The sequence below is a fragment of the Flagellimonas sp. CMM7 genome, from assembly GCF_021390195.1.
Classification (GTDB): Bacteria; Bacteroidota; Bacteroidia; order Flavobacteriales; family Flavobacteriaceae; genus Flagellimonas.
The window spans coordinates 2,336,944-2,362,179 of record NZ_CP090003.1; the positions used below are offsets into that span (position 1 = coordinate 2,336,944).

Consider the following 25,236-nt stretch of genomic DNA (forward strand, 5'->3'; position numbering starts at 1 on the left):
CGCTTTATGTGACATTATAAATTGATTGGTACTATGAACTACGATTTTCAAAAAATCGAAGAGAAATGGCAGAAGTATTGGAAGAAAAACGAAACCTTCAAGGCTTCAAACAATTCAGATAAACCAAAGTTCTATGCGCTTTCCATGTTTCCTTATCCTTCAGGAGCCGGACTGCACGTAGGTCATCCGTTGGGATATATTGCCACGGATATCTATGCACGTTACAAAAGACATAAAGGATTTAATGTATTGCATCCAATGGGGTACGATTCTTTTGGTTTGCCAGCAGAACAGTATGCCATCCAAACAGGGCAACACCCAGCAATTACCACGGAGACCAATATAAAAAGGTATCGAGAGCAGTTGGACCAACTGGGGTTTTCGTTTGATTGGAGTCGTGAAGTGAGAACCTCTGACCCAAATTATTACAAATGGACGCAATGGGTTTTTATTCAATTGTTCAATTCCTGGTACAATAAGAATTCAGATAAGGCTGAAGCTATAACCGATTTGATTTCCATTTTTGAAAAAGAAGGGAATTCAGCAGTGCATGCAGCTTCTGACGACGACACTCCTATTTTTAGTGCAGAAGATTGGGCCAGTTTTTCAGAAAAAACCAAGCAAGAATTATTATTAAAATATAGATTGACGTACTTGGCTGACACCGAAGTAAACTGGTGTCCGGCATTAGGTACTGTTTTGGCCAATGATGAAATTGTCAACGGAGTTTCGGAACGTGGTGGGCATCCTGTTATCCGAAAGAAAATGACACAATGGAGCATGAGAATTACGGCCTATGCCCAACGTCTGTTAGATGGTTTGGATACTATTGATTGGCCTCAACCACTAAAAGATTCGCAGACCAACTGGATTGGTCGCTCCCAAGGAGCATCCGCCATTTTCAATGTCATTTCGAGCGCAGTCGAGAAATCTGGCGCAGTCGAGAAGACTCAAATAGAAGTGTTCACAACCCGTCCCGATACCATTTTTGGTGCGAGCTTTATGACATTGGCACCAGAACATGAGCTGGTTGCTAAAATTACGACCCCAGAACAAAAAGAAGCTGTAGCAGCTTATGTGGAAGCCACGGCAAAACGCTCGGAGCGTGATCGTATGGCTGATGTAAAAACCATATCGGGGGCTTTTACTGGAGATTACGCAGAACATCCATTTACCAAAGAACCCATTCCTATTTGGATCGGGGATTATGTTTTGGCAGGATATGGAACAGGTGCCGTAATGTCCGTTCCCTGTGGTGATCAACGCGACTACGATTTTGCAAAACACTTTAATATTCCAATCCCCAATATTTTTGAAGGAGTGGATATTTCTGAAGAAGCTTTTGCGGATAAAGAAAACACAGTTATTGCCAATTCTGATTTTTTGAATGGACTGACCTACAAGAAAGCGGTGAAATTGGCGATTTATGAGTTGGAAAAACTTGGACAAGGCAAGGGGAAAATAAATTACCGTTTACGTGATGCTGTTTTTAGCCGTCAGCGGTATTGGGGAGAACCCTTTCCGGTGTATTATGTGGATGGAATGCCGCAAATGATTGCAGATGAGCATTTGCCTTTGGAATTGCCCGAGGTTGAAAAGTACCTTCCTACAGAAACGGGAGAGCCACCCTTGGGCAATGCAACTGTTTGGGCTTGGGACACCGAACAATGTACAGTGGTTAATAATCAATTGATCAATCACAAAACGGTGTTTCCTTTAGAATTGAACACCATGCCGGGTTGGGCGGGAAGCTCTCAATACTTTAATAGATACATGGATCCTCACAATGATGAAGCCATTTACTCCCAAGAAGCCATTGACTATTGGGAAGATGTGGATTTATATATAGGAGGAAGCGAGCATGCTACCGGGCATTTATTGTATTCCCGTTTTTGGCAGAAATTTTTGTTTGATAGAGGCATTGCCCCAAAAGATGAGTTTGCCAAAAAGTTGATTAATCAGGGAATGATTACGGGGACGAGTGCTTTTTTATATGGCCTCAGAATTCATCAAAAAGGGAAAGAGTTGCTTAATGTTATTGGAAAAGAGTATAATCTTGATTCGGTGGATGTAGCCTACATTCAAAAGATAGTAGAAGCATTTAATTCACGCCATAGATTTGCGTCCAAATCGTATATTGTTGGCAATGGTAATGAATTGTGGAAAGTGTATAAGGGGCAATATCAAGATATTGAGCTATTTCCTAGGCTTTTTGAAAAAATTAAAAATGAATGGGTTGATATTGAGGATGATATGGCCAAGTATTTATGTGTTGAGGTCTTTGAACTACATGCTGATGTAGAAATGATAGATGGCTCCAATAACTTGAATATTGAGCAATATTTAAATTGGATGCCACAAAGCAAAAATGGATCATGGATTTATGAAGAAGATGGAACTTTTAAAGTTCATCGAGAAATCGAAAAAATGTCCAAATCCAAATACAATGTTGTCAACCCAGATGCCATTTGTGAGGAATATGGGGCAGATTCTCTTCGTTTGTATGAAATGTTTTTAGGGCCATTGGAGCAATCCAAGCCTTGGAACACGGCTGGAATTACCGGCGTGCATTCCTTCCTTAAAAAATTATGGAAACTATATACCACTGTTGATGAAGGTGGGGAACCATCCACAGAAAACCTAAAAACCCTGCACAAAACCATCAAAAAAGTAGAAGAGGACATTGAACATTTCTCTTTCAATACTTCGGTATCCACTTTTATGATCTGTGTGAATGAGTTGACCGCACAAAAATGTACAAGTAAAGCCATTTTGGAACCGTTGGCCATTTTGGTTTCGCCCTATGCCCCACATATTGCAGAAGAGCTTTGGGAAAGATTAGGGCATTCAGCATCCATTGCCGAGGCACCGTTCCCAAAGTTTGAGGAAAAGTATTTGGTAGAGAGCAGCAAAGAATATCCCATATCCTTTAATGGTAAAATGCGGTTTACCATGGAGCTGCCATTAGATATGGGTAAAGATGATATAGAAGCTGCGGTTATGGCCAATGAAAAAACCCAGGTACAGCTTCAGGGGCGCACACCAAAAAAGGTGATTGTGGTCCCAGGAAAGATTGTGAATATTGTAGGATAAAATAGTTCCGATGTCATACTGAGCCTGTCGAAGGATGATGTTATATAAATAAAATGTCCATGGAAACTTTTGAAATTATAGGCCTTATAGCGGCCACATTGACTACATCTTCATTTATTCCACAGGTTTATAAAGCATGGAAGTATAAATCAACAAGAGATGTTTCTCTACTCATGTATCTAGTCCTCTTTATAGGCAGCGTCTTATGGTTGTATTATGGACTTATGATTGAAAGTGCACCTGTAATTCTAGCCAACGGAATTACAAGCACTTTAGTGGCTTTTGTAGTGGTTTTAAAATTGAAGTATAAGTAACCTATGAATATTTAGGGTTCAAATTTATTTTTTATTAAAATTTTAAATAGATACCCCTATAAATTAAAGGTATATTTATTTAAAACACACATTATAATAAGATAACCCCCTATTTTTATCGATTTTATTTCGTATTCTGTTTTTTTTGTAACACTTTTGAAGTGTAAATCAAAAAAAGTAACAAAATGATTGTAGGTGTACCTAAAGAAATCAAGAATAACGAAAGCAGAGTAGGAATGACTCCGGCTGGGGTTTTTGAATTGGTAAAGAACAACCATACCGTTTATGTGCAATCGGAAGCTGGCGAAAGAAGCGGCTTTTTCAATCATGACTATCAACAGGCTGGGGCCACCATTTTGGATACTATAGGGCAAGTATATGCTATAAGTGATATGATAGTGAAGGTCAAGGAACCTATAGCTGAGGAGTATGGTCTTATCCAAAAAGGGCAGATAGTGTTTACCTATTTTCATTTTGCATCCAGTGAAAGTTTGACTAAGGCAATGATTGCTAGTAAATCCATTTGTATTGCCTATGAAACAGTAGAGGACGAAGACGGAACATTACCGCTTTTAACACCAATGTCTGAAGTTGCTGGTCGTATGGCCATTCAGCAAGGCGCAAAATATTTGGAAAAACCAGTAAAGGGCAGAGGTGTGCTCTTGGGAGGAGTTCCCGGTGTAGCCCCTGGAAGGGTTTTGGTATTGGGAGCAGGCACCGTAGGGATACAAGCTGCAAAAATGGCAGCAGGATTAGGGGCACATGTTACTATTTTGGATGTTAATATGAAACGACTTCGGTACGTAAATGATGTAATGCCCAGTCATGTAGTTACTGAATTTTCAAGTGAATTTAACATCAGAAAACTTATAAAAACCCATGATCTAATTATTGGCGGAGTATTATTGAAGGGGGCAAAAGCACCTAATCTAATTACTAGGAACATGCTTAAGGAAATGCGCCCGGGAACTGTTATAGTGGATGTTGCTGTAGATCAAGGTGGGTGTGTTGAAACAACAAAGGCCACTACACATGAAGACCCAGTATATATCATTGATGATGTTGTGCACTATTGCGTAGCAAATATGCCTGGGGCAGTCCCTTACACTTCAACAGTTGCCTTGACGAATGTAACACTGCCCTATGTATTAAAGCTGGCTAATATGGGCTGGCGCAGTGCTTGTAATTTGGATAAATCTCTTGCCAAAGGATTGAATATTGTTGATGGTGAAGTAGTGTATGAAGAAATAACCGAAGCCTTTAACTGGGAGCCTGTGCTCGCATAGCATAACATTTTGTCAGTATAATGACCCTGCCCAACAATGGCGGGGTTTTTGCTTTATTGTTGGTATATTTATATCAATTAAAACACAAAAGCTATGATGACATATTATATATTGATTGGCGGAATTGCGTTAATCAGCTGGTTGGTAAGTAGCCGATTAAAGAGCAAATTCAAAAAATATTCAAAGGTTCATCTACGCAATGGGATGAGCGGTGCGGAAATTGCCCAGAAAATGTTGGATGACCATGGAATACGAGATGTAAAAGTAATTTCAACAGCTGGAATGCTTACCGATCATTACAATCCAAAGAACAAAACCGTTAATTTGAGCGAGGGAGTATACAGCCAACGTAATGCATCTGCAGCTGCGGTTGCAGCCCATGAAGTTGGGCACGCGGTTCAACATGCACAAGCCTATGAGTGGCTAACCATGCGCTCTAAGTTGGTGCCCATTGTAAGCGTTACATCTAGTATGTCAACATGGGTTGTTTTTGGAGGTTTAATGTTAGGTGCAGCAGCTGGCGTAGGTTTTGGCTTTTATATTGCTGTGGCTGGATTGATCATGATGGGATTTGCTACCATATTCAGTTTTGTTACGCTACCCGTGGAATATGACGCCAGTAATCGAGCCCTTGCATGGTTAAAGCAGAAAAATGTTGTGAGTCAAGAAGAATATGCTGGGGCAGAAGATGCGTTAAAATGGGCTGCCAGGACCTATTTGGTTGCAGCTTTAGGTGCTTTAGCTTCTTTGGTTTACTGGGCTTTCCAAGTTTTTGGTGGAAGGGATTAATGAATCTTTATAAAATAAAAAGAACCTGTTTGGAGCAATTCAAGCAGGTTTTTTAAATAGATATCTGTCGATCTATCTGCTGGTTCAATGAAATAAAGGTTTCAGTTCGGGAAACTCCATCTATTGACTGAATTTTTTTGTTCAAGACCATCATTAAATGCTCATTGTCCTTGCAAAGGACTTTAATAAGTATGGACCAATTTCCTGTGGTATAGTGGCATTCCAATACTTCAGGGATTTTTTCCAACTCTTTCACAGCTTGTGGATTGGCCATGGCTTTATCCAAAAAAATACCAATATAAGCCATTGTTGTATAGCCCAGCACTTTTGGATTGATGATAAATTTAGAGCCTGATAACAAACCAGAGTTTTCCAATTTCCGCAAACGTTGATGAATGGCAGCTCCAGAAATGCCTATGTTTCTAGCAATTTCTAAAATTGGTCTTCGAGCATCTTCCATTAAATACCTTAGTATTTTCTTATCAATACCGTCAATTTTAACCGATTTGTTATTGGTTTTCATGAGAATGATTCAAAATTGTAGTTAAAGATACCTAAAAGCGGTAAAACTTTAACTTCCAATAGAATCCGGATTATATCCTAAGTAAGGCACCTCATATTCTCTAAAGTTGATTCCGTAAGTTTTCAATTCTGAAAGAATAGGACTGTAAACTTCACTACTTATGGGAATTTGTACTCCGGGTGTTGTAATCTTTTTGTTTAGGATTTGTAGTGTAGCCATTGCAACTGGCAACCCCACAGTTTTGGACATGGCGGTATAGGTTTGATTTTCGCCCAGTACAACCATGTTGGCGTCTATTTGTTTTTTCTTGCCGTCCAGTTCGTAACCAAACTTGTGGTACATAACGATCATATCCTTTTCATCCTTACCTAATGTCCAACTATCTTCAAGAATATATTGTAGCATTTGCGCTGGGGTAGCATCTTTAAGAGGGATTGTTTTAGAATCATCAAAAAGATTGAGTTCCATTAGTTTGCCCCAACGAATATCATCTTGGTCAATTTTAAGGTAGTGCCTTAGCTTTAACTCAACAGAATCTGTAGGGGAATAAGGTAAAAATTGATTTACAAATTGGCGGTAAGACATTCCTTCAGAATTTTCAATAACATAACTGTCATCCGTCATCCCAAGAATTACAAACATCTGCCACGCTTTGGAAAAACCTACCCTGCGCATAGTTCCGCGATATAAGGTTAAACTGTCTTGAAGGCCGTATGCTTCCCTATATTTTAAAGAATCCCTATTAGGATAAACTTCAAAACTGCCATACCCTTCAACGTCCAAAAGTTCAGTTCTACGAAAAAGTTTTTGGTAAGGTATATATTTATAGGCGCCCTCTTGGATAAATTTAGCGGCTCCACCTTGGCCTGCCACTACTACATTTCTTGGATTCCAAGTAAACTTATAGCTCCATAGGTTAGAGTCATGTTCTGGGGCAACCAAGCCACCTGTAAAAGATTCAAAAAGCAACATTTTTCCGCCTTTATCACGAATGCGATCAATAACTTCCATTGCGCTCATATGGTCAATGCCTGGATCAAGACCAATTTCATTCATAAAGACAAGGCCATTTTTCTTAGCATCATTGTCCAATTTCTGAATTTCCTTGCTCACATAGGAAGCAGTAACAAGGTGCTTTTTAAAATGAATACAATCTTCCGCTATTTTAATATGTAATCTTGGAGGTAACATTGAAACAACAATGGATGCAGAATCTATGGCCTTTCTTCTGTCCTCATCATTGAATATATCCAAGGTAATAATACTACAATTTTGGTGTGAAGAAATGTCTTGAGGAATATTTTCAGGATGAAGGTCACCTATAACTAAATGAAGACTCTCCTCTCCAGATTTTTTTAGAAGATAATCTAATAGATATGAGGTGGACTTTCCTGCTCCAAGAACCAAAATAGTGCGGACCATAGGTTTTGTTTACTTTTGATTAAAACGGATACTAAGGTATCAAATTGTTATATTTTTAAAAATATAGACACATTAAGTTATGAACAAAACAATTTTGACAACGGGAATTTTGTTTGGATTCTTGGCTATTCTTTTTGGTGCATTTGGTGCACATGGCTTAGAAAAACTAGTTGATTCAGAGTCTGTTGATACTTTTGAAACAGGGGTGCGGTATCAAATGTACCATGCACTTTTTTTGTTGATTTTGGGAATTTGGAATGGACCTTCAAAAAGGCAGAAAAAAACGGTATTTCTTACTATCTTCATTGGTACTGTTCTTTTTTCCTTTTCAATCTATTTATTGGCCATAAACAGTTTAATTGCTATAGATTTTAAAAAGATAGCATTTTTAACCCCTATAGGCGGAACATTTTTAATTATTGGCTGGTTTTTACTGGGATACTACGTTTTAACCCAAAAAGCATTTAAATAAATAAATATTAGGTTGTAAAAGCTATATTTTTCTAGCTTTGTGCCAACTAAAAAAACTTAGAAATGAATGCATTTATCCCGGCAACGAAAACGATTTCGTTAAAGTCATATGGAATACTGCACAACAACGTACACTACCAACTCTCTTCTAAAGAACTCCATGATTCAACAATCGCTAAAGACATGGGCAAGGAGGCCTCTTCTGGCGCTCTGGCCGTGCATACGGGAGAGTTTACCGGAAGGTCGCCAATGGATCGTTTTATTGTAAAGGATACAATTACTGAAGACAAAATTTGGTGGGGAGATATAAATATTCCCTTTGATAGTGAAAAGTTTGACAAACTCTATGATAAGGTAATTGCTTATCTAAATGAAAAAGAACTGTTTGTTCGTGATTGTTATGCTTGTGCAGAGGATGCATATAAGCTTAACATTAGAGTTGTTAATGAGTATTCCTGGTCCAACATGTTTGCTTACAATATGTTTTTAAGGCCAACCGAAGAAGAACTTGAAGCCTTCGATCCCGAGTGGACAGTAATCAATGCTCCTGGTTTTATGGCTGATGCTGAAGTTGATGGTACCCGACAGCATAATTTTGCGATTCTTAATTTTTCAAAGAAGATTGCATTAATAGGAGGTACAGGGTACACAGGTGAAATTAAAAAAGGGATTTTCTCTGCATTAAATTTTATTCTTCCTGTGTTTAAAAACACTTTGCCAATGCATTGCTCGGCAAATGTTGGGGAAGATGGTGATACAGCCATTTTCTTTGGTCTTTCTGGAACTGGGAAAACAACACTTTCTACGGACCCTAATCGTAAACTGATAGGAGATGATGAACATGGATGGACTGTAGACAATACTGTTTTCAATTTTGAAGGAGGCTGCTATGCAAAAGTGATAGATCTTTCCAAGGAAAATGAACCTGAGATTTATGGCGCCATCAAACAGGGTGCTATTTTGGAAAATATAATTATGGATGATAAAGGCGTTGTCGATTTCTCAGACACGTCTATTACCCAGAATACTAGAGTTAGTTATCCGATATATCATATTGATAATATTCAACAACCTTCAATAGGTAAAAATGTAAAGAATATTTTCTTTTTAACGGCTGATGCTTTTGGTGTTTTGCCCCCAATATCCAAACTTACTCCTGCACAGGCGGCATACCATTTTATCTCTGGTTATACTGCTAAGGTTGCTGGTACAGAAGCTGGAGTGGTAGAGCCACAACCATCATTTTCTGCGTGTTTTGGAGCTCCTTTCATGCCTTTACATCCTGCCAAGTATGCAGAAATGTTAAGTAAGAAAATGAAAGAATCTGGAGTGGATGTATGGTTGATCAATACTGGATGGACAGGAGGTCCTTATGGAGTGGGAACCAGAATGAAGTTAAAGTATACTAGGGCTATGATCAGTGCTGCTTTAAATGGAGAATTAGGGCTTTACAATTATGATAACTACCATATCCATTCCGTTTTTGGAGTTGCCCAACCTAGGGAATGCCCTGGAGTTCCAACAGCTGTATTAAGTCCAAGAACAACTTGGAACAATGATGAAGCATATTATAAAACAGCTTTTAAACTAACGAATGCTTTTAGGGAGAATTTTAAGAAGTTTGAAGAATATGCAAGCGAAGAGATTAGGCGTGGCGGACCGCAGCGATACGCTTTCTAAAACAAAAAAGGCCCAATCATTTGATTGGGCCTTTTTTGTTTAATATCGATAAAAACCAGTTATTTGTTTACACTGGTTATGTATTTCTGAAGCGCCATTGTCATAGATGGTGTCTCAGGTGTTGGAGCTTGTATATCAATACGAAGTCCAGCATCGGCTGCAGCTTTTACCGTACTATTCCCAAACACAGCTATACGAGTTCCATTTTGTTCAAAATCTGGAAAGTTTTTTAACAAAGACTCAATGCCAGAAGGGCTAAAGAATACCAAAACATCATAAGTAACTTCTCTAAGGTCGGATAAGTCACTAATAACCGTTTTGTAAAAAATACCACGCTTCCAATCTACTTTAAGTTCATCCAAAGTTTGCGGAACTGTAGCTTTTAGAGTATCAGATGAGGGTAGTAAGAACTTTTCATCCTTATATTTTTTTATAAGTGGAACCAGTTCATTGAACATTCGTTTTCCCACATAAATTTTCCGCTTTCTATACACCACGTACTTTTGCAAATAATAAGCAACCGCTTCAGATTGGCAAAAATATTTCATGCTATCGGGAACTTTAAAACGCATTTCTTCTGCAATTCTAAAGAAGTGATCTACAGAATTTCTGCTTGTAAGGATAATCGCAGTAAAGTTATTTAAATCAATTTTCTGCTGCCTTACATTTTTAGCTTCTACTTCCTCAACATGAATAAAAGGTCTAAAATCCACCTTTACCTTTTCTTTTTCAATTAATCGTGAGTAGGGAGAATTTTCTATTTTGGGTTCTGGCTGGGAAACCAAAATTGTTTTTACTTTCATAAGCTTTCAATCTTTTAGATAGCTTCCAACTAACACTAAGGGTGCAATTTCGAGTGCGCAAAGGTACAAAATAAAATAGAAAAAATAAGGGATTATCGCTTTTTGATGGTTCTTCAATAGCCTTGTCAGTCCAATGACATTAATGGAAATAATTAAGATGATAGCAACGGAAATTATGATTTTTGAGTCATTTAGAACATAAATAAGAACTATGTTACTAACGAACATTACCAAACTACTGTAGTTGAGGTAAGAGATTTTGTTAAACAATAATTCTGAAATCAGCCCTTGGGTATTAAAAACATACCCTTGACCAAATTGAAGTAATATCTTGACAATTTGAAAAAGAAGCAACCCTGCCATTATTATCAAGAAAGAGGAAGGATTATTATCGCTTGGTACAGTAAAAAAAACGTTCAGAACCAAGAACAAAAACAGTGAAAAATTAATCAGTTGAAAGATGGTCAATAAAATATGGAACCAATTAAACAGGCGCCCTTTTTTATTATATAGCACAACGTACTTATTGTTAAAAGGCAGTATCATAAAATTCAGGAACCTATTTTGAAAAAGATATTTTCCCAAGGCAAGCACGACCATACTAAAAAATAGAACAATCGTTATCCAATCTAAGGATTCAATGGTTTTATAAACTGGGTTCATTCTTTTAGTTTAACTGGTTTACCATTTAATCCGGGCAGGAGGCCATTTTCTGCAATACCAATTCTAAAGTGCCCAGGATTTTCCATTTTAGACTTTGGCAGCTCAAATTGGAAAAATAAGGTATCCTTAGATTTTAGAACTGTTTCGTTGTGAGACAAGTTCTTGACTTTTAAGGGGACTAACTCCTTCACCTGTTTGTGTTTGTTGGAATAGGCTACCGTGTATTTAAGTTTGTCAAGTAAAATATCAAATGGATAAGGGTTATATACTTTTAATGTAAGAGGGGATTCGTCTAGGGGCTCTTCCACAATACATTGCAGTTTGCGATATGACGAAAAATCTTTTATCAGAGTCCCATAAAAAATAGTGCTATCGGGGTTATAATATGAAATATCCCCACTATTTCTATATTTAGAAACATAAACTATTTTTTTGCCTCGAACACGTTCTTCGGAATCATCTATAGAATATTGGTTTTTTCTATACATGTGATTGTTGAGGGTAAACGTTGGGATTTTTGAATAAAACTCGTACATAGGCGCTCTACGGTATGAATTTTCAAATACTATTGGCGCGTCTTCTGCCTCGGAATTTAGTGCTGCAACCCATTGTTTGTTTCCATGAGTTTCAAACCAGATTGGAAGTAAAGGTTTAAAAACCAACCACGCCCTAGCATAGATTAGAATCACCATACTAACAATACCTATTCTATACATCCATTTTCTGCTTTTGGCATTTTCTAAAAGATGGTTAAAGGCTACAATCGCCATGGGGATAGAGATAATAATAACCCATTGCGTTTGCACTCTTCGATTAAAACTGGATATAAAAAAGAAAATTAGAACTCCATAGGTTAGATGTAATAGTGCCTTGGTGAATTTATTGGCGGACTTGGTTTTGATTAACGATAGATATACCCAATAAAAAAGCAGGCCAAAAATGGCCACAAGGTTTACAAAGTAACCTAAGGTAAACTTGGTAAATGAATACGCCTGATTGGGACGTTCGTAAAGATGGTACTTAATGGACACAAAATCATTTTGGTAAAGCCACAGAAAATGAGGAGTATAGCATACTAGTGCAACGGCAACGGCCAGCCAAGCTTTCGTGTCTTTAACAAGCTTTAAATTGGACAGAAATACAAATAAAATCACCAAAACAGCATGATATTTACTGTACATCAAGGCAGCCATTACAACTCCCATAAAAATTGAGATCCAAATTGTTGGATTGTTCAAAAAACGCCTGTAAAGCAATAAGAACAACGCTGTAAAAAATAATAAAGGTGTATCAGGCAGTGTTAAAAAGCCATAGGCGTTCATCAGGGTCATTGAAAACAGAAGAAGAAAAAAGTGGACTACATAATCTTTCTTTTTCGGGTTATCTATTAACTCCCATAGAATCAAATAGGTGCCCACAGAAAGGACACAGCTCATAAAGCGAACCCCTAACTCTCCATCAAACAAAAAACTACTTAGCTTAATTAAAAAAGCAACCATTGGTGGGTGGTCAAAATAGCCCCAATCTAGGTTCTGTGCATAGTACCAATAATACGCCTCATCATAAATAAGTTCCGTAAAATAACTCTGAACAAGGTTGAGAACAAAAAGAACTGCCAGGAGAATAAGAAAAAGCCTGGGAAACTTTTGGGCCATTAAATGAATTTTAGATAGTCCAAAGTTACAAATATTGATGAATAAGATACGTAGTAATCCATGCTACAACTTGTAAACGCAACTTATAAAACGTTATTTTTGCGGTCTAATCTTATGTGAATGGCAGACGGTTTAGTTATAATACCAACCTTCAATGAAATCGAAAACATTGAAGCCATCATAAAAACTGTTTTTGACCTAAGGAAAGATTTTCATGTTCTTGTGGTTGATGATAACTCACCTGATGGTACTGCTCAAAACGTCAAGAAACTTCAAGAACAATTTCCTGAGCGCTTATTTCTTGAGGTTCGAAAGGAAAAATCAGGTTTGGGAACGGCTTACATTCATGGATTTAAATGGGCTTTAGAAAAGGACTACGATTATATATTTGAAATGGATGCCGATTTTTCTCATCGTCCAGCTGATTTATCCCGATTGCACAGAGCTTGCTTAAATGGGGCGGATGTTGCAGTTGGTTCCAGATATAAAAAAGGAGTTAATGTGGTCAACTGGCCTCTTTTTAGAATTTTGCTGTCTTATGGAGCATCATTTTACGTAAAAATTATCACGGGGATGCGGGTTCACGACCCAACAGCTGGTTTTGTGTGCTATAAAAGGGAGGTTCTGGAAAATATAGATTTGGATTCGGTCCGGTTCATTGGTTATGCATTTCAAATTGAAATGAAGTACAGAGCTTATCTCAAAAAATATAAAATTGAAGAAGTTTCCATCATTTTTACAGATCGGGTAAACGGAAAATCAAAAATGAACTCTGCCATAATAAGAGAAGCTATTTTTGGCGTATTCGTAATGAAGTTAAGAAGTATATTTTTCAAAAAGAGTTTTTAAAATGTCGAGAATCCTACTAAAAAACACCAAGGTTGTTAATGAGAACAACACTTTTGAAACAGATGTGCTTCTGGATGGAGATTTTATAGCTCGTATTGATACGGATATCACAGATGACAATGCCAAAGTCATTGATTTTAAAGGAGACTATTTGTTGCCCGGGATAATAGATGACCAAGTACATTTTAGAGAGCCAGGGCTTACCCATAAAGGAACTATTGCCACCGAAAGCAGGGCAGCTCTAGCTGGTGGGATTACCACTTTTATGGAACAGCCAAACACCAACCCCCAGACAACTACCATAGAAAAACTTGAGGAGAAATTTGCCATGGCCGCAAAAGAGGTCTATGCCAATTATTCCTTTCTTTTTGGAGGCACTAATGATAATCTTGAAGAGTTAAAAAAACTGGATAAAAATGCCTGCTCAGGAGTGAAATTGTTCTTAGGATCTTCAACGGGTAATATGCTGGTTGATGATGAAGCGGTTTTGGAGAATATTTTCAAGAATACAGAAATGGTAATTTCTACGCATTGTGAAGATGAAGGAACCATACGGGCAAATATGGCCAAATACCAAAAAATGTACGGTGATGATATTCCAATAGCGCTTCACCCCATTATTAGGAGCGAAAAGGCTTGCTATCTTTCCTCTTCAAAAGCAATTGCATTGGCAAAAAAGACTGGTGCTAGATTGCATGTATTTCATCTTTCTACAGGGATTGAGACAGATTTGTTCACTAATAAAATTCCGATTGAGGAGAAGAAAATCACCTCAGAAGTATGTATACACCATCTTTGGTTTTCTGATGAAGATTATGCAGAAAAAGGGACATTGATAAAATGGAACCCAGCGGTAAAGACCAAAACGGATAGGGAAAAGCTTTGGGAAGCACTATTAGATGATAGAATAGATGTGATAGCAACCGATCACGCTCCGCACACCATTGAAGAAAAGGATAATCCGTACACTAAAGCACCATCGGGCGGGCCATTGGTACAACATGCACTATTGGCAATGCTTCAAAAAGAGAAAGAAGGTAAAATTAGCATGGAAAAACTGGTGGAAAAAATGTGCCACAACCCTGCCAAGCTTTTTGATATTGATAAGAGAGGTTTTATACGTGAAGGATATTATGCAGACTTGGTTCAGGTAAATAGAAACTCCCAAAATGAGGTTAAAAAATCCAATATTTTTTATAAATGTGAATGGTCTCCATTTGAAGGTATTACTTTTGACTCTAAAGTAGTACGCACGTTTATTAATGGTCATCTAGGATATGAGAATGGAAATTTCTCCACAGAGAAAAATGCCAAAAGGCTTACATTCAACAGATAAAAAATGAGAAAGATAATTTTGCTCTTTTTTGGAATACTTCTTTTTTCTTGTGGAAAAAAAGTGATTGAAAAGCCTGAAAAACTTATTCCGCAAGAAAAAATGGTAGCCATTTTGCATGATTTGGCAATTTTGAACTCAGCTAAGTCATCTTTTAACCATGTGATGGAAAATAAAGGAATAAAGGTTATGGAATTCCTTTATGAAAAACATCAAATAGACAGTACTCAATTTTCTCAAAGTGATTTATACTATGCTTCTGTTCCCCTAGAATACCAAGCTATTTATGAAAAAGTGGAAATGAAGCTGGAAACGCGAAGAGCCACTTTGGAAAGGGCAACGAAAAACAGAAATGATAGTATAAGAAAGGCGCAAAAAAAGAAGACAGATTCAATTGCGAAGTTAAAAGTAGATAAAACGAAATCTTAGTTCTTAAATCTTGTACAGCTAAACGAGATAGCCTCTTCAAGGTTCTCAAACTTAAAAGCAAGGGCTTTTTTAATTTTTTCATTGCTGTAATTTTCCTTTTTGTACAGACCTTTGGCCATGTTTTTAGACAGCCTTCTCCTTTTTCCCAATACCTTGCTTCGCAACCAGTCCCACCGCCAAAAAAATTCTAAAGCCGCAAAGGACACTTTTTTAGTTGGCGCTTCAACTCCAAGTTTTGGGGCAATTTTTTGAAATAGTTCCTGATAAGATAAATTCTCATTTACAAGAATAAACCGTTCTCTTTCTATTTTAGAATCCATTAGTTTCATCATGGAATTTGTTACATCAGAAACGGTGACAAAACCTGTTCCGCCAGGAAGAAAGGATTTTTTGCCCTTTGAAGCATAGGTAAAAAAAGTACCACTTCCAGATTTCCAAAACCCAGGACCTATAACTACTCCGGGATTAACGACAACAACCGCGAGTCCTTCTTGTGAACCCCTCCAGACCTCTAGTTCAGCATCATGTTTTGTTAGCCCATAAACAGATACATTGGTGTCGCTCCATTCATTATCCTCTGTTACCTCTTTGCCTTGAGTGCCCGAACCTATTGCGGCAATGGAACTAACATAGCATAGTTTTTTAATGTTATATTCCAAACAAAGGTTAACAATGTTCGCCGTGCCTTCAATATTGGTTTTGACCAAGGCAGCATAATCATTTGGGTCAAAAGAAATAAGTGCTGCACAATGATAAACGTATTCAATATTTTGAAAAAGTTCCTGTAGCGAAGCGATATCGGTAATGTCTGCCTTTACCCAGGTTATTTTTTCCAGTAATTCCGATGGATTATCCGTGTAGTATCCAAAAATTTTGGAAACGATTTTAAGGGAATCTTGATTTCTATAACTGGCCTTTACTTTTTTTCCATTATTGACCAAATGAAATAGTAAGTGCGAACCTATTAAACCAGTGCCTCCAGTAACTAAAATCATTTAGTAAAAGTACCTATTTGCGGTGGATTTATTCAAGGATGTAAGAACTTCATTTTATATTTGCATCTATTCTAAAATACTATGATGATAAAGAACTTTGTTCAAGAGTTACAATGGAGAGGTATGGTGCATGACATTATGCCCGGTGCAGAGGAACATCTTATGGAGGGAATGCAAGCTGCATATGTTGGGATTGATCCAACAGCAGATTCATTACATATTGGGCATTTGGTAAGTGTGATGATGTTGAGACATTTTCAATTGGCAGGGCACAAGCCTTTTGCTTTGGTGGGTGGAGCAACAGGTATGATAGGAGATCCATCTGGTAAGTCGGCAGAGCGTAATCTCTTGGATGAAAAAACACTTCGCCATAATCAAGAAGCCCTAAAATCTCAACTAGGTAGGTTTTTGGATTTTGAAAGTGATGCTGAGAATGCAGCGGTCTTGGTAAACAATTATGATTGGATGAAAGATTTCTCCTTTCTTGATTTTATCAGGGATGTGGGAAAACATATCACGGTCAATTATATGATGGCAAAGGATTCGGTCAAAAAGAGACTTTCCTCAGATGCCAAGGAAGGAATGTCCTTTACAGAGTTTACCTATCAGTTAGTTCAGGGCTATGATTTTCTATACTTATATCAGAATCACAATTGCACGCTTCAAATGGGTGGAAGTGATCAATGGGGAAACATCACTACAGGTACCGAGCTTATTCGGAGAATTGGCGGAGGAAAGGGGTTTGCCCTTACCTGCCCTTTGATTACTAAAGCAGATGGAACCAAATTTGGTAAGACCGAAGGTGGAAACGTTTGGTTGGATGCTGAAAGAACCTCACCTTATAAATTTTATCAGTATTGGTTAAATACTTCTGATGAAGATGCTGAGAAGTATATTAAAATATTTACTTTTTTGAGTAAAGAAGACATTGAAGATTTGGTTATCAAACACAAAGAAGAGCCCCATCTAAGAACACTTCAAAAGCGATTGGCAGAAGAAATAACTACAAAAGTGCATTCCAAGGCCGATTTGGAAAATGCAATAAAAGCAAGCAATATCCTATTTGGAAAATCTACTTCTGAAGATTTAAAGGAACTGGATGAAAAGACATTTTTAGATGTTTTTGAAGGTGTGCCCCAATCTCAGATTTCAATAGATGAGGTAAATGATGGTTTAGATATGATTGGAGCTTTGGCCGCGAAAACAGGTTTTCTAGCATCAAATGGAGAGGCAAGAAGAGAGTTGAAGCAGAATTCTATTTCAGTAAATAAACAGAAGGTGAAAGAAGACTTCCTCATTACAACTTCTGATCTAATCAACAACAAATTTGTACTGCTCCAACGCGGTAAGAAAAGCTATTTTGTGTTGGTGGTGAGCTAGTTTGCGCAACGTTTTATTGTCTAATGCGTCTAAAAACTATATTAAATCATTTAAAAAATGAAGAAAGTTGGTTTTCTTTTTGTACTTGTGCTAGTTCTAAATAGTTGTTTCTCAGATGATGATTACGTTGTGGACGCCGCGTTGAATTCAACATGGATTTTAAATAGAGCAAGTTGCTTTTGTTTTTTTGATGATAATTTTGATTTTAGCGCCCATACATTAACTTTTGATAGCTCGGAGCAAAGGGTTACGGTGCAAAATTCGGATGATACCCGTTTTATAGCAGATTCAGGGACCTATACATTTACAAATAATGGCAATACTATAAATATAAATGGTAAGCGTTATGCTTACACAATAAGAGGTAGCACACTTGAGCTTACCTTTTTGGACAATCCAGACATTGCGGATGATGAAATTACTTTGTTTTACAGTAAAGGCTAAAGTGCCATCAAATTGCATCCCCTAATATCAGAATGATCAAACCTACCAAGAACTTCAAAAGTGCCATCATCAAAGACCTTTCCTAAATCTTGGGTAGCAATAAAAGAACAAGAGTGTACATTGGCCAAATCAATAATATTTATTCCACCGGTTTTACCAGAAGATTGAATGGAAAGGGGATCTTCAGTGTCTCTGGAGATTACTTTCATCCATGGCGGGGTTTTAAATAACCCATCGCCTATAGAATATGCTTGGGACAATAGCTCTGTCATTCCATATTCTGAATGAATTTTAGATACTCCGAAAGCCTGTTTAAGAATACGGTGCAGTTCATCTCTAATCAATTCTTTTCGCCTGCCCTTCATCCCTCCCGTCTCCATGATTGTAGTATGTTTCAAGTTAACAGGAAATTGTTCTGCTAAATCCAACAGCGCAAAGGAAACACCAATTAATATGGTCTTTGTTTGCGCTTCTTCAAGTTGACACAGTTTTTGACGTAGGGTATTTAAATCATTTAAATAAAAGCCGCTCTGTGGGTGCTTTGATTTGTCTTTTAGGTCATTCACCATATAAACCAAAGAAGAACCCTCTCGTTCCAAATAGGAAGGTAACAAAGCAATTATGCAGTAATCCTCAACAGGGCCGTAAAATGTATTAAAGCCTTTTAGGTAGCTCTGTTGATATAAGCTTAAATCAGGGACATAATGTTTGCTAGTAATGCTACCAGTGGTTCCGCTGCTTTCAAAAATTATTTCAGCTTTTTTATGGGACGAAATTATTTTATGGCTCTTGAAGAATTCTATGGGAAGAAAAGGAACTTCTTCACTGCTGTGGATATTGGAAGGACTTTTTCCTATATGCTTGCAATAGGTCTGGTAGACGATATTGTTTTTAAACTGAAATTGGAAGATTTCAATCACCAGGGACTCAAATTCAGCTTGGGTCGATATAGAATAGATTTGTTGAATTCGTGAGCTGTCCATGAAGGAACAAAAGTACCCAAAAATAAAAAAGCCCTTCTCTAGGGAAGGGCTTTTTTGATAGCATTTTTTATTTTATAACCAGCTTTCGGGTCATTGTTTTTTCCTGTTCAGTTACTTGAAGTACATAGACTCCAGGAACTAATCTGGATATGTTAAGGGTGTTGGTCGAAATTCTATCCGTAAGTACAACATCTCCAAAAACATCATAAACTTTTATCTGTTTACTTCCGTTAGAAGCAGTGGTAATGTATACTTCCTCGCCATAGACGGGATTTGGGTACATTTTAAAACCTTGGAGTTCTTGCGCCTGTTCAGTATTTACACTGACCAGCTCTTGGCCGAAAGTGAATAGGGGTAATGCCATAATGAGAATAAAGTAGATTTTCTTCATAAACGCTGATTTGGGAAATAAGCAATATAAAAGTATGTAAACCTGTTAAAAAAGGCTATAAAATGTTGTGAAACAAAGAATTATGTAGGTAAAAATAAAAAAGATGGTATTTGGTCGATGAAAAGGCTAAAATACAGGAACTACTTAATAATCAGCTTTCTGGTGGCAACTTTATTGTTTTCAAAAACTCTTAGAATATAGACGCCCTTATCCAAACTAGAAAGATTTAGTTCTCTGCCAATAATGGTAGTCTGCAACACTTGGGTTCCCAATACATCAAAAATAAGGATTTGCTTTGGGGCTTTTTTGGTGGTCTCTATATAGATTTTCCCTTGAGTAACTGGGTTGGGGTACAACTTAAACCCGTCTATATCAGCTCCAGCTTGGGAATTCTGAGCGAATCCAAGGGAACAGACAAAAAAGAAGAAGACGAGGTAAAGGTGCTTCATAAAGTATTGGTTACAAAGGGTATGCCACAAATATAAATAATTTGAACGCTGAATTGGGAGTGCTTTAGGAAAAAAGCCACACTTTTCGATGAAGTGCATAAAAAAAGCCCCGCTCTAAACGGGGCTTTTTAAACTATATTAAATCTTCTAATTGGTCGCCCAATCAAAGATGGCTACATCTACAGTTGCAGCAGCATCGTAAGCAGCATTTACATCGATGGTTACATTATCAACAGTAACATTGGTAGTGGCACCACCATCTCTAAAGTCAACATTAGTCGTGTATCCATCAAGAGAAAGACCAGTGATTGCAGCACCAGATTCTTTCTTAAACTGTAATGCAGTACCACCTTGGGTAGAAACACACGTCAAGTTTTCTAAAGTAGGCATGTTATTGTCACCATCAGCTTCAACGGCTGTGGAGAAACCGGCTTCAGTATGTAGTACGTAAGCATTGGTCAAGGTACCGTTCCACCCTTCAGTCCAGTCGATAGCATCGTCCTGGTTGTTTTCCATGTAGAAATTAGAAGCAGAAACTGTACCACCAAAGAACTCAACACCGTCATCGGCACCGTTCAAAATAGCAACGTTGCTAATTGTGGTTTCAGAACCAACTGCATACAATGTAAGACCGTTGTATTGGGATTCAGAATTAATCTGTGCACCAGCGTAGTTGATAATCAAGTAATCGATAGAACCAGAGTCATCAGTATCGTTGGAACCACCATAGATAATGTTGCCTACCTCGGCGGTCGCATCGGTACCCTTGGTAGTGGTAGCATCACCAGCAATAACCAAACCACCCCAATCACCAGGAGTTGTACCGCTAGAAGTCATGACAACAGGATTGGCAGCAGTTCCTTGAATATCAATCATACCACCTTTTTGAACAACAATGTAAGTACTTGTTGCACCAGCAGCCTGCACATTGGCAGTAATGGTGGTGCCAGCTGGAATAGTCAATGTAGTTCCAGACAGAACACTTAAAGTACCTTGTAATTCATATGCTATTGAAGCGTCCAAAGTTAAATCAGAAGAGACATTACCTGTAAGGACTGTAGAAGTACCAACAGTTTGTCCTGTTGCCCAAGAGAAAGAGTTGACATCTACTGTGGCGAGATTGGCGTATAGTTCATTTGGATCGGAGTCTGCACCTTCAATCTGTACATTGGAAACAGCCCCACCATCTCTAAAGTCCAAGATAGTTTCGTATCCAGATATAGAAAGACCAGTGATAGTTGCACCAGATTCTTTTTTGAACTGTAATGCCGTACCCCCTTGGGTAGATAATACAGTCAGGTTAACTAGACTTGGGTTACCGTTGTCTCCATCCGCTTCAACAGCAGTAGAGAAACCAGCTTCGGTATGTAGCACATAAGCATTGGTCAAAGTACCGTTCCATCCTTCAGTCCAGTCGATAGCATCGTCTTGGTTGTTTTCCAAATAAAAGTTGGAGGCGGAAACCGTACCACCAAAGAACTCAACACCATCATCAGTACCATTCAACAAAGCAATATTACTAATGGTGGTTCCAGAACCAACGGCATAAAGTGTAAGGCCGTTGTATTGAGATTCTGGATTGATTTGTGCACCAGCGTAATTGATGATCAGATAATTAATAGTACCAGAGTTATCGGTATCGTTGGAACCACCGTAGAGGAACTCGCCGACTTCAGCACTTGCATCTGTACCTTTGGTGGTGGTGGCATCACCTAGGATAACCAAACCACCCCAATCACCAGGAACTTCACTATCAGATGTCATAACAACAGGATTAGAAGAAGTACCAAGGACATCAATGGAAGCACCTTTTTGGATAACAATATATGTGCTGGTTTCGTCACCGGAAGCAGCTGAAGCAGTAATAGTAGTACCAGCAGGAATAGTTAATTTCGCACCATTTTCAACGCTAACTGCACCATCAAGGATATAGGTTTCGCTAGCATCAAGTGTCAAGTCTTCTGTTATAGGGCTAAGAGTTGTCAAGTTTACAGAAGCGGTACACGCATTTGGACAAGAACCGCCACAATCGACACCTTCCTCATCTCCATTCTGAATACCGTCATCACAGGTTGATTCAACAGGACAAGCGTTACAAGTACCACCACAATCGACACCTGTTTCCGTACCGTTTTGAATACCATCGGAACACGTTGGGCCGTTACCACCATTATCATCACTACTACAACCCGTAAGAACGAGTGCAAATACAGCGATAGAGGCCATTGAAATTTTAAAAATTTTCGTTTTCATAATTAGGGTTTTTAATTTAGATAGTTAATATTTATAAGTTATATACTTTGTTAAAAATTATAAGTCACACCTAGACTAACAGTGCTGCCTAGTTTATAAGATCTTACCGTCTCGGTACGGATAATTCTTTGTGGCGCATTAGGCCCCAAACGTTCATTTATGTCGGTTGAAAAATCTCGAATTTCATTTCGGTTATCCAAGACTCCCTGGGTTCTTTTTATTTCAGGATTTAAAAGGTTTTGGCCATTCAATGATATCTGCCAATGCTCATCAAGTTCTTTGCTTAACCTAGCATTAAGTACCACAAAACCATTTTCAACTATATTGTCATTATAGGAATAATCATAGATGTTAAACCCTTCTGCACTACCCAAAACAAAAATTTTGTCAGACGCATAGTTGGCATTAAGAGATGCGCCAAAAGCATTTTTACCCGCAGTCTTAAGATTTAAATTGGTGTTCATTATAAAGTCAGATGCTCCTTGTAGGCCTGTAGAACTATTGGTTCCAAATTTGAAGAAGTCTGTTGCACTGGCACCATCTGCAGTTGGAACAAGTTTCAAATCTTGTTCATGGTGCATAAGGGTGGCATTAAAAACAAAATTTAAGTCAACTCCAGAATCAACGTCATTTTCCTCATCATAAGTAGGTTTAATCAAGTTGATCTTGCTCTCTAGCTCAATTCCGTAAACCTTTGCCTTTTCTCCGGTATTTTCATAAGTCCAAATACTTTCACCGCCACGCTGCACAGTTCTATTGATAGGATCTGTAATATCCTTATAGAATACTGCTAAGGAGATTAACTGATCATTCGTTGGAAAGAATTCCCATTTAATATCAAAATTGTTTGTAAAAGATGCGGTTAGGTTATCTGCATTACCGGTCACTTCTTGACCAGAAGGAGCTACGTATCTAAAGGGGGCAATTTCCTTGAATTCGGGTAATGTTATGGTTCTGCTAGCGGCCAACCTTAAGGCATGCTTGTCATTAATCGTGTATTTTAAGTTCAAACTTGGATAAAAGTTAGAATAGTCTTGAGTCGTTTCTCCAACAATCCTTGAGCCGCTACCTCCTACATCATAACTAACAAAAATTTCATCTTTTTGCAGTCTAACACCTGCATTTACCCCAAGTCTATTCAACTGAACATTAAAGTCGGCGTAGGCTGCTTGTGAAGTATAATCTCCAGTGTAAACATCCTTTGTTTCTCCGTTGGCGTTTTCACTCAACCTAACAACTTGCAAAGAACCGTTGGCAAAATTTTGGGTATTTAATAAACCATTCAAATTGTCCAAACTGTTGGTTCTTGTGCTAAATCTATCAACACTATTGGATTCTGTTACCCCAACAAATTCCGAGCTAAAATCACGCTCTTTGTTTCGATAGAAAACACCTAATTCAATATCAAATTTTTTACTGGAATCCCCTTCTTCATCTTCTTCATTGATAACACTAATTACATCATTTACATAACCATTATATTCAATATCCTCGATTAATTGTGCAGCTTTTCTTTGATTAAAACCACCTTGTGAGTTCAGTGCTACTGAAGTTTCTGGAGCGGCATCAAAGAATACTTGGTTTCTAATTCGATTGGGTTCATCGGCATTAAGCAAATTATAACCACCTGCCCAATTCAATTGGTTTTTTTCGGATAACTTATGTTCACCCAGAAGTTGCGTGACCAGTAGTTTGGTTTGCTTGGTGTTTTGGTCTTTTACAAATTCCAATGGAATCCCAAAACTCCCAAAGGCACCTGTGTCATCACTAACTTGAGCCTCACCGTTTCTACCAAACTCTATAACTTCATCTTTCAATGTGTTGAGAAATGTGGTAGTAGATTTTATTTTATTCTTATCATTTATGTAATAGGTTAAATCAAATAATGCTGTGTTTGTGATTTCAGACTCATATTTGGTATAATCTGACGCACCTACTTGAACAAAACCATACTCCAAAATTTGATAGATACCTTCATTATGTCTAAAACTCTCATTATGCGACCCGGTTAGGATGAAAGAGAGTTTATTGTCAAAAAATTTTCTCCCAAATGTTAGGTTTACACCATAATTCAATGGGTTTTCCCTAGTGGCAGGATCCCAGGATTGTTCAGTTAATTGTTGAACAAGCGTTCTGTTTGAATTGTAAAACCCAAAAGTGGTTTCATCATCTAAATTTGGTGAAACTAAAAAGTTGTCGTTAACTCCATCTTGGTATACAGATGTGTTCAAACCACCAGAAACACCTATGCTTAACTCTGAACTTCCAACAAGTTCTCTTGAGGCAATATCGATATTACCTGAAGCCTGATCGGCAGAGGTTTTTGCTGAATAGGTTTTGCTGATACTAATGTTTTGGATAACTCTTGTAGGAAATAAGCCTAAGTTTATATTTTTTCTATCTACATTATCAGATGGTATAGGTAGGCCATTTAATGTTGTTGACAGGTATCTATCACCCAATCCTCTAACAAAAATATCACCAGAAGCTTCACTTTCTGTTACTCCAGAAATTTTGGTTGTTGCAGTTTTGGCATCAGAAATACCCAAATCACCGAGTTCCTTTGCGCCAATACTTTCAACAACCGTAACTGCTCTTTTTTGGTCTAGAAGAAGTGCTGTTTGTGAATCTTTTCTTGCCGATGTGGTTACGATAACTTCATCTAAACCAACACTACTGGCACCAAGACCAGTGTTTATCTCAGTTACTTTTCCTATTTCAACAATTACATTAGGAACCTCAAGCGTTTCATACCCTAAAAAACTAAATACCAATGTATAAGCCCCAGATTCGACATTTGTAATTTCATATAAACCATCAAAATCTGACGTTGCCCCTGTAGTTGTTCCTTTAATAAGAACATTCGCAAAAGCTAAGGGTTCGTTGTTTAATTCTTTGTCCGTAAGCTTACCTACTATACTTCCAGTAGTTTCTTGTGCACTCACTTGTATCATAAAAACAAGTGATAAAAGCGTAAAAAAATATTTCATTATCAGTATTCTATAATTGGCGCAAAGAACGCCACGGGTTG

The 25,236-nt window shown here is 37.8% G+C and carries 22 protein-coding genes; 11 read left to right on the forward strand and 11 right to left on the reverse strand.

Annotation, left to right across the window (positions count from 1 at the left end):
* Positions 1-33: 33 nt before the first annotated feature.
* The 4 genes from LV704_RS10695 (at position 34) to LV704_RS10710 (ending at position 5,482) form a co-directional block, all read left to right on the forward strand.
* The gene (locus tag LV704_RS10695; protein WP_163420266.1) at positions 34-3,093 is read left to right on the forward strand and encodes a leucine--tRNA ligase; all 3,060 of its coding nucleotides are present in this window, start codon (positions 34-36) and stop codon (positions 3,091-3,093) included.
* Between the two features lie 59 nt (positions 3,094-3,152).
* Positions 3,153-3,407, forward strand: coding sequence for a SemiSWEET family sugar transporter (locus tag LV704_RS10700; RefSeq protein ID WP_163420265.1), 255 nt, complete (start codon positions 3,153-3,155; stop codon positions 3,405-3,407).
* 185 nt (positions 3,408-3,592) lie between these two features.
* A complete protein-coding gene (gene ald, locus LV704_RS10705; RefSeq protein ID WP_163420263.1) occupies positions 3,593-4,693 on the forward strand; it encodes an alanine dehydrogenase in 1,101 nt (366 codons plus the stop codon).
* Positions 4,694-4,786: 93 nt separating this feature from the next.
* Positions 4,787-5,482 (forward strand): zinc metallopeptidase, encoded by a 696-nt coding sequence (locus LV704_RS10710; RefSeq protein ID WP_163420261.1) that lies wholly within the window; start codon positions 4,787-4,789, stop codon positions 5,480-5,482.
* A gap of 52 nt (positions 5,483-5,534) precedes the next feature.
* On the opposite strand, the gene LV704_RS10715 is transcribed toward LV704_RS10710, so the two are convergent.
* Both LV704_RS10715 and LV704_RS10720 read right to left on the reverse strand, forming a co-directional pair.
* Positions 5,535-6,005 (reverse strand): Lrp/AsnC ligand binding domain-containing protein, encoded by a 471-nt coding sequence (locus LV704_RS10715; RefSeq protein ID WP_163420258.1) that lies wholly within the window; start codon positions 6,003-6,005, stop codon positions 5,535-5,537.
* 48 nt (positions 6,006-6,053) lie between these two features.
* Positions 6,054-7,427 (reverse strand): saccharopine dehydrogenase family protein, encoded by a 1,374-nt coding sequence (locus LV704_RS10720; protein WP_163420256.1) that lies wholly within the window; start codon positions 7,425-7,427, stop codon positions 6,054-6,056.
* A 79-nt stretch (positions 7,428-7,506) separates the two neighbouring features.
* Here LV704_RS10720 and LV704_RS10725 point away from each other — a divergent pair, with 79 nt between their 5' ends.
* The gene (locus LV704_RS10725; RefSeq protein ID WP_163420254.1) at positions 7,507-7,899 is read left to right on the forward strand and encodes a DUF423 domain-containing protein; all 393 of its coding nucleotides are present in this window, start codon (positions 7,507-7,509) and stop codon (positions 7,897-7,899) included.
* A 62-nt stretch (positions 7,900-7,961) separates the two neighbouring features.
* A complete protein-coding gene (gene pckA / locus LV704_RS10730) occupies positions 7,962-9,578 on the forward strand; it encodes a phosphoenolpyruvate carboxykinase (ATP) (RefSeq protein WP_163420252.1) in 1,617 nt (538 codons plus the stop codon).
* Between the two features lie 59 nt (positions 9,579-9,637).
* On the opposite strand, the gene LV704_RS10735 is transcribed toward pckA, so the two are convergent.
* The 3 genes from LV704_RS10735 to LV704_RS10745 are packed head-to-tail and all read right to left on the reverse strand — an operon-like array spanning position 9,638 to position 12,699.
* Positions 9,638-10,381, reverse strand: coding sequence for a uroporphyrinogen-III synthase (locus LV704_RS10735; RefSeq protein WP_163420250.1), 744 nt, complete (start codon positions 10,379-10,381; stop codon positions 9,638-9,640).
* Between the two features lie 6 nt (positions 10,382-10,387).
* Positions 10,388-11,044: a DUF4271 domain-containing protein gene (locus LV704_RS10740; protein WP_163420248.1), complete on the reverse strand. Its 657-nt coding sequence runs from the start codon at positions 11,042-11,044 to the stop codon at positions 10,388-10,390.
* The gene (locus LV704_RS10745) at positions 11,041-12,699 is read right to left on the reverse strand and encodes a glycosyltransferase family 39 protein (RefSeq protein ID WP_163420246.1); all 1,659 of its coding nucleotides are present in this window, start codon (positions 12,697-12,699) and stop codon (positions 11,041-11,043) included. Before LV704_RS10745 ends, LV704_RS10740 begins: the two co-directional genes overlap by 4 nt.
* A gap of 120 nt (positions 12,700-12,819) precedes the next feature.
* On the opposite strand from LV704_RS10745, the gene LV704_RS10750 reads away from it, so the two are divergent.
* From LV704_RS10750 to LV704_RS10760, 3 genes are read left to right on the forward strand one after another with little or no spacing between them, the layout of a single operon-like run.
* Positions 12,820-13,548, forward strand: a complete 729-nt coding sequence (locus LV704_RS10750; RefSeq protein WP_163420244.1) for a polyprenol monophosphomannose synthase — start codon at positions 12,820-12,822, stop codon at positions 13,546-13,548.
* Position 13,549: 1 nt separating this feature from the next.
* Positions 13,550-14,884, forward strand: coding sequence for a dihydroorotase (locus LV704_RS10755; protein ID WP_163420242.1), 1,335 nt, complete (start codon positions 13,550-13,552; stop codon positions 14,882-14,884).
* A gap of 3 nt (positions 14,885-14,887) precedes the next feature.
* Positions 14,888-15,310: a DUF4296 domain-containing protein gene (locus LV704_RS10760; protein ID WP_163420240.1), complete on the forward strand. Its 423-nt coding sequence runs from the start codon at positions 14,888-14,890 to the stop codon at positions 15,308-15,310.
* Here the strand turns inward: LV704_RS10760 and LV704_RS10765 are convergent.
* A complete protein-coding gene (locus tag LV704_RS10765) occupies positions 15,307-16,305 on the reverse strand; it encodes an NAD-dependent epimerase/dehydratase family protein (RefSeq protein ID WP_163420238.1) in 999 nt (332 codons plus the stop codon). The two genes, LV704_RS10760 and LV704_RS10765, sit on opposite strands and share 4 nt — an antisense overlap.
* Positions 16,306-16,389: 84 nt before the next feature.
* Here LV704_RS10765 and tyrS point away from each other — a divergent pair, with 84 nt between their 5' ends.
* Positions 16,390-17,685, forward strand: coding sequence for a tyrosine--tRNA ligase (gene tyrS / locus LV704_RS10770; RefSeq protein WP_163421823.1), 1,296 nt, complete (start codon positions 16,390-16,392; stop codon positions 17,683-17,685).
* 57 nt (positions 17,686-17,742) lie between these two features.
* A complete protein-coding gene (locus LV704_RS10775; protein ID WP_163420236.1) occupies positions 17,743-18,129 on the forward strand; it encodes a hypothetical protein in 387 nt (128 codons plus the stop codon).
* On the opposite strand, the gene LV704_RS10780 is transcribed toward LV704_RS10775, so the two are convergent.
* From LV704_RS10780 to LV704_RS10800, 5 genes are all read right to left on the reverse strand, one after another.
* A complete protein-coding gene (locus tag LV704_RS10780; protein ID WP_163420234.1) occupies positions 18,126-19,112 on the reverse strand; it encodes an acyl transferase in 987 nt (328 codons plus the stop codon). The genes LV704_RS10775 and LV704_RS10780 overlap by 4 nt on opposite strands.
* Before the next feature lie 67 nt (positions 19,113-19,179).
* A complete protein-coding gene (locus tag LV704_RS10785) occupies positions 19,180-19,503 on the reverse strand; it encodes a T9SS type A sorting domain-containing protein (protein WP_163420232.1) in 324 nt (107 codons plus the stop codon).
* 140 nt (positions 19,504-19,643) lie between these two features.
* The gene (locus LV704_RS10790; RefSeq protein ID WP_163420230.1) at positions 19,644-19,952 is read right to left on the reverse strand and encodes a T9SS type A sorting domain-containing protein; all 309 of its coding nucleotides are present in this window, start codon (positions 19,950-19,952) and stop codon (positions 19,644-19,646) included.
* A 147-nt stretch (positions 19,953-20,099) separates the two neighbouring features.
* Complete coding sequence (locus LV704_RS10795) at positions 20,100-22,205, reverse strand: hypothetical protein (RefSeq protein ID WP_163420228.1); 2,106 nt, start codon at positions 22,203-22,205, stop codon at positions 20,100-20,102.
* A 50-nt stretch (positions 22,206-22,255) separates the two neighbouring features.
* A complete protein-coding gene (locus tag LV704_RS10800) occupies positions 22,256-25,195 on the reverse strand; it encodes a TonB-dependent receptor (protein ID WP_163420226.1) in 2,940 nt (979 codons plus the stop codon).
* Between the last annotated feature and the right edge of the window lie 41 nt (positions 25,196-25,236).

Coding starts and splice junctions, on each gene's coding strand:
- LV704_RS10755 (WP_163420242.1), top strand. CDS start 13,550: ATGTCGAGAATCCTACTAAAAAACACCAAGGTTGTTAATGAGAACAAC.
- pckA (WP_163420252.1), top strand. CDS start 7,962: ATGAATGCATTTATCCCGGCAACGAAAACGATTTCGTTAAAGTCATAT.
- LV704_RS10715 (WP_163420258.1), bottom strand. CDS start 6,005: ATGAAAACCAATAACAAATCGGTTAAAATTGACGGTATTGATAAGAAA.
- tyrS (WP_163421823.1), top strand. CDS start 16,390: ATGATAAAGAACTTTGTTCAAGAGTTACAATGGAGAGGTATGGTGCAT.
- LV704_RS10760 (WP_163420240.1), top strand. CDS start 14,888: ATGAGAAAGATAATTTTGCTCTTTTTTGGAATACTTCTTTTTTCTTGT.
- LV704_RS10725 (WP_163420254.1), top strand. CDS start 7,507: ATGAACAAAACAATTTTGACAACGGGAATTTTGTTTGGATTCTTGGCT.
- LV704_RS10720 (WP_163420256.1), bottom strand. CDS start 7,427: ATGGTCCGCACTATTTTGGTTCTTGGAGCAGGAAAGTCCACCTCATAT.
- ald (WP_163420263.1), top strand. CDS start 3,593: ATGATTGTAGGTGTACCTAAAGAAATCAAGAATAACGAAAGCAGAGTA.
- LV704_RS10740 (WP_163420248.1), bottom strand. CDS start 11,044: ATGAACCCAGTTTATAAAACCATTGAATCCTTAGATTGGATAACGATT.
- LV704_RS10785 (WP_163420232.1), bottom strand. CDS start 19,503: ATGAAGAAAATCTACTTTATTCTCATTATGGCATTACCCCTATTCACT.
- LV704_RS10795 (WP_163420228.1), bottom strand. CDS start 22,205: ATGAAAACGAAAATTTTTAAAATTTCAATGGCCTCTATCGCTGTATTT.
- LV704_RS10750 (WP_163420244.1), top strand. CDS start 12,820: ATGGCAGACGGTTTAGTTATAATACCAACCTTCAATGAAATCGAAAAC.
- LV704_RS10765 (WP_163420238.1), bottom strand. CDS start 16,305: ATGATTTTAGTTACTGGAGGCACTGGTTTAATAGGTTCGCACTTACTA.
- LV704_RS10735 (WP_163420250.1), bottom strand. CDS start 10,381: ATGAAAGTAAAAACAATTTTGGTTTCCCAGCCAGAACCCAAAATAGAA.
- LV704_RS10710 (WP_163420261.1), top strand. CDS start 4,787: ATGATGACATATTATATATTGATTGGCGGAATTGCGTTAATCAGCTGG.
- LV704_RS10790 (WP_163420230.1), bottom strand. CDS start 19,952: ATGAAGCACCTTTACCTCGTCTTCTTCTTTTTTGTCTGTTCCCTTGGA.
- LV704_RS10695 (WP_163420266.1), top strand. CDS start 34: ATGAACTACGATTTTCAAAAAATCGAAGAGAAATGGCAGAAGTATTGG.
- LV704_RS10800 (WP_163420226.1), bottom strand. CDS start 25,195: ATGAAATATTTTTTTACGCTTTTATCACTTGTTTTTATGATACAAGTG.
- LV704_RS10775 (WP_163420236.1), top strand. CDS start 17,743: ATGAAGAAAGTTGGTTTTCTTTTTGTACTTGTGCTAGTTCTAAATAGT.
- LV704_RS10700 (WP_163420265.1), top strand. CDS start 3,153: ATGGAAACTTTTGAAATTATAGGCCTTATAGCGGCCACATTGACTACA.
- LV704_RS10780 (WP_163420234.1), bottom strand. CDS start 19,112: ATGGACAGCTCACGAATTCAACAAATCTATTCTATATCGACCCAAGCT.
- LV704_RS10745 (WP_163420246.1), bottom strand. CDS start 12,699: ATGGCCCAAAAGTTTCCCAGGCTTTTTCTTATTCTCCTGGCAGTTCTT.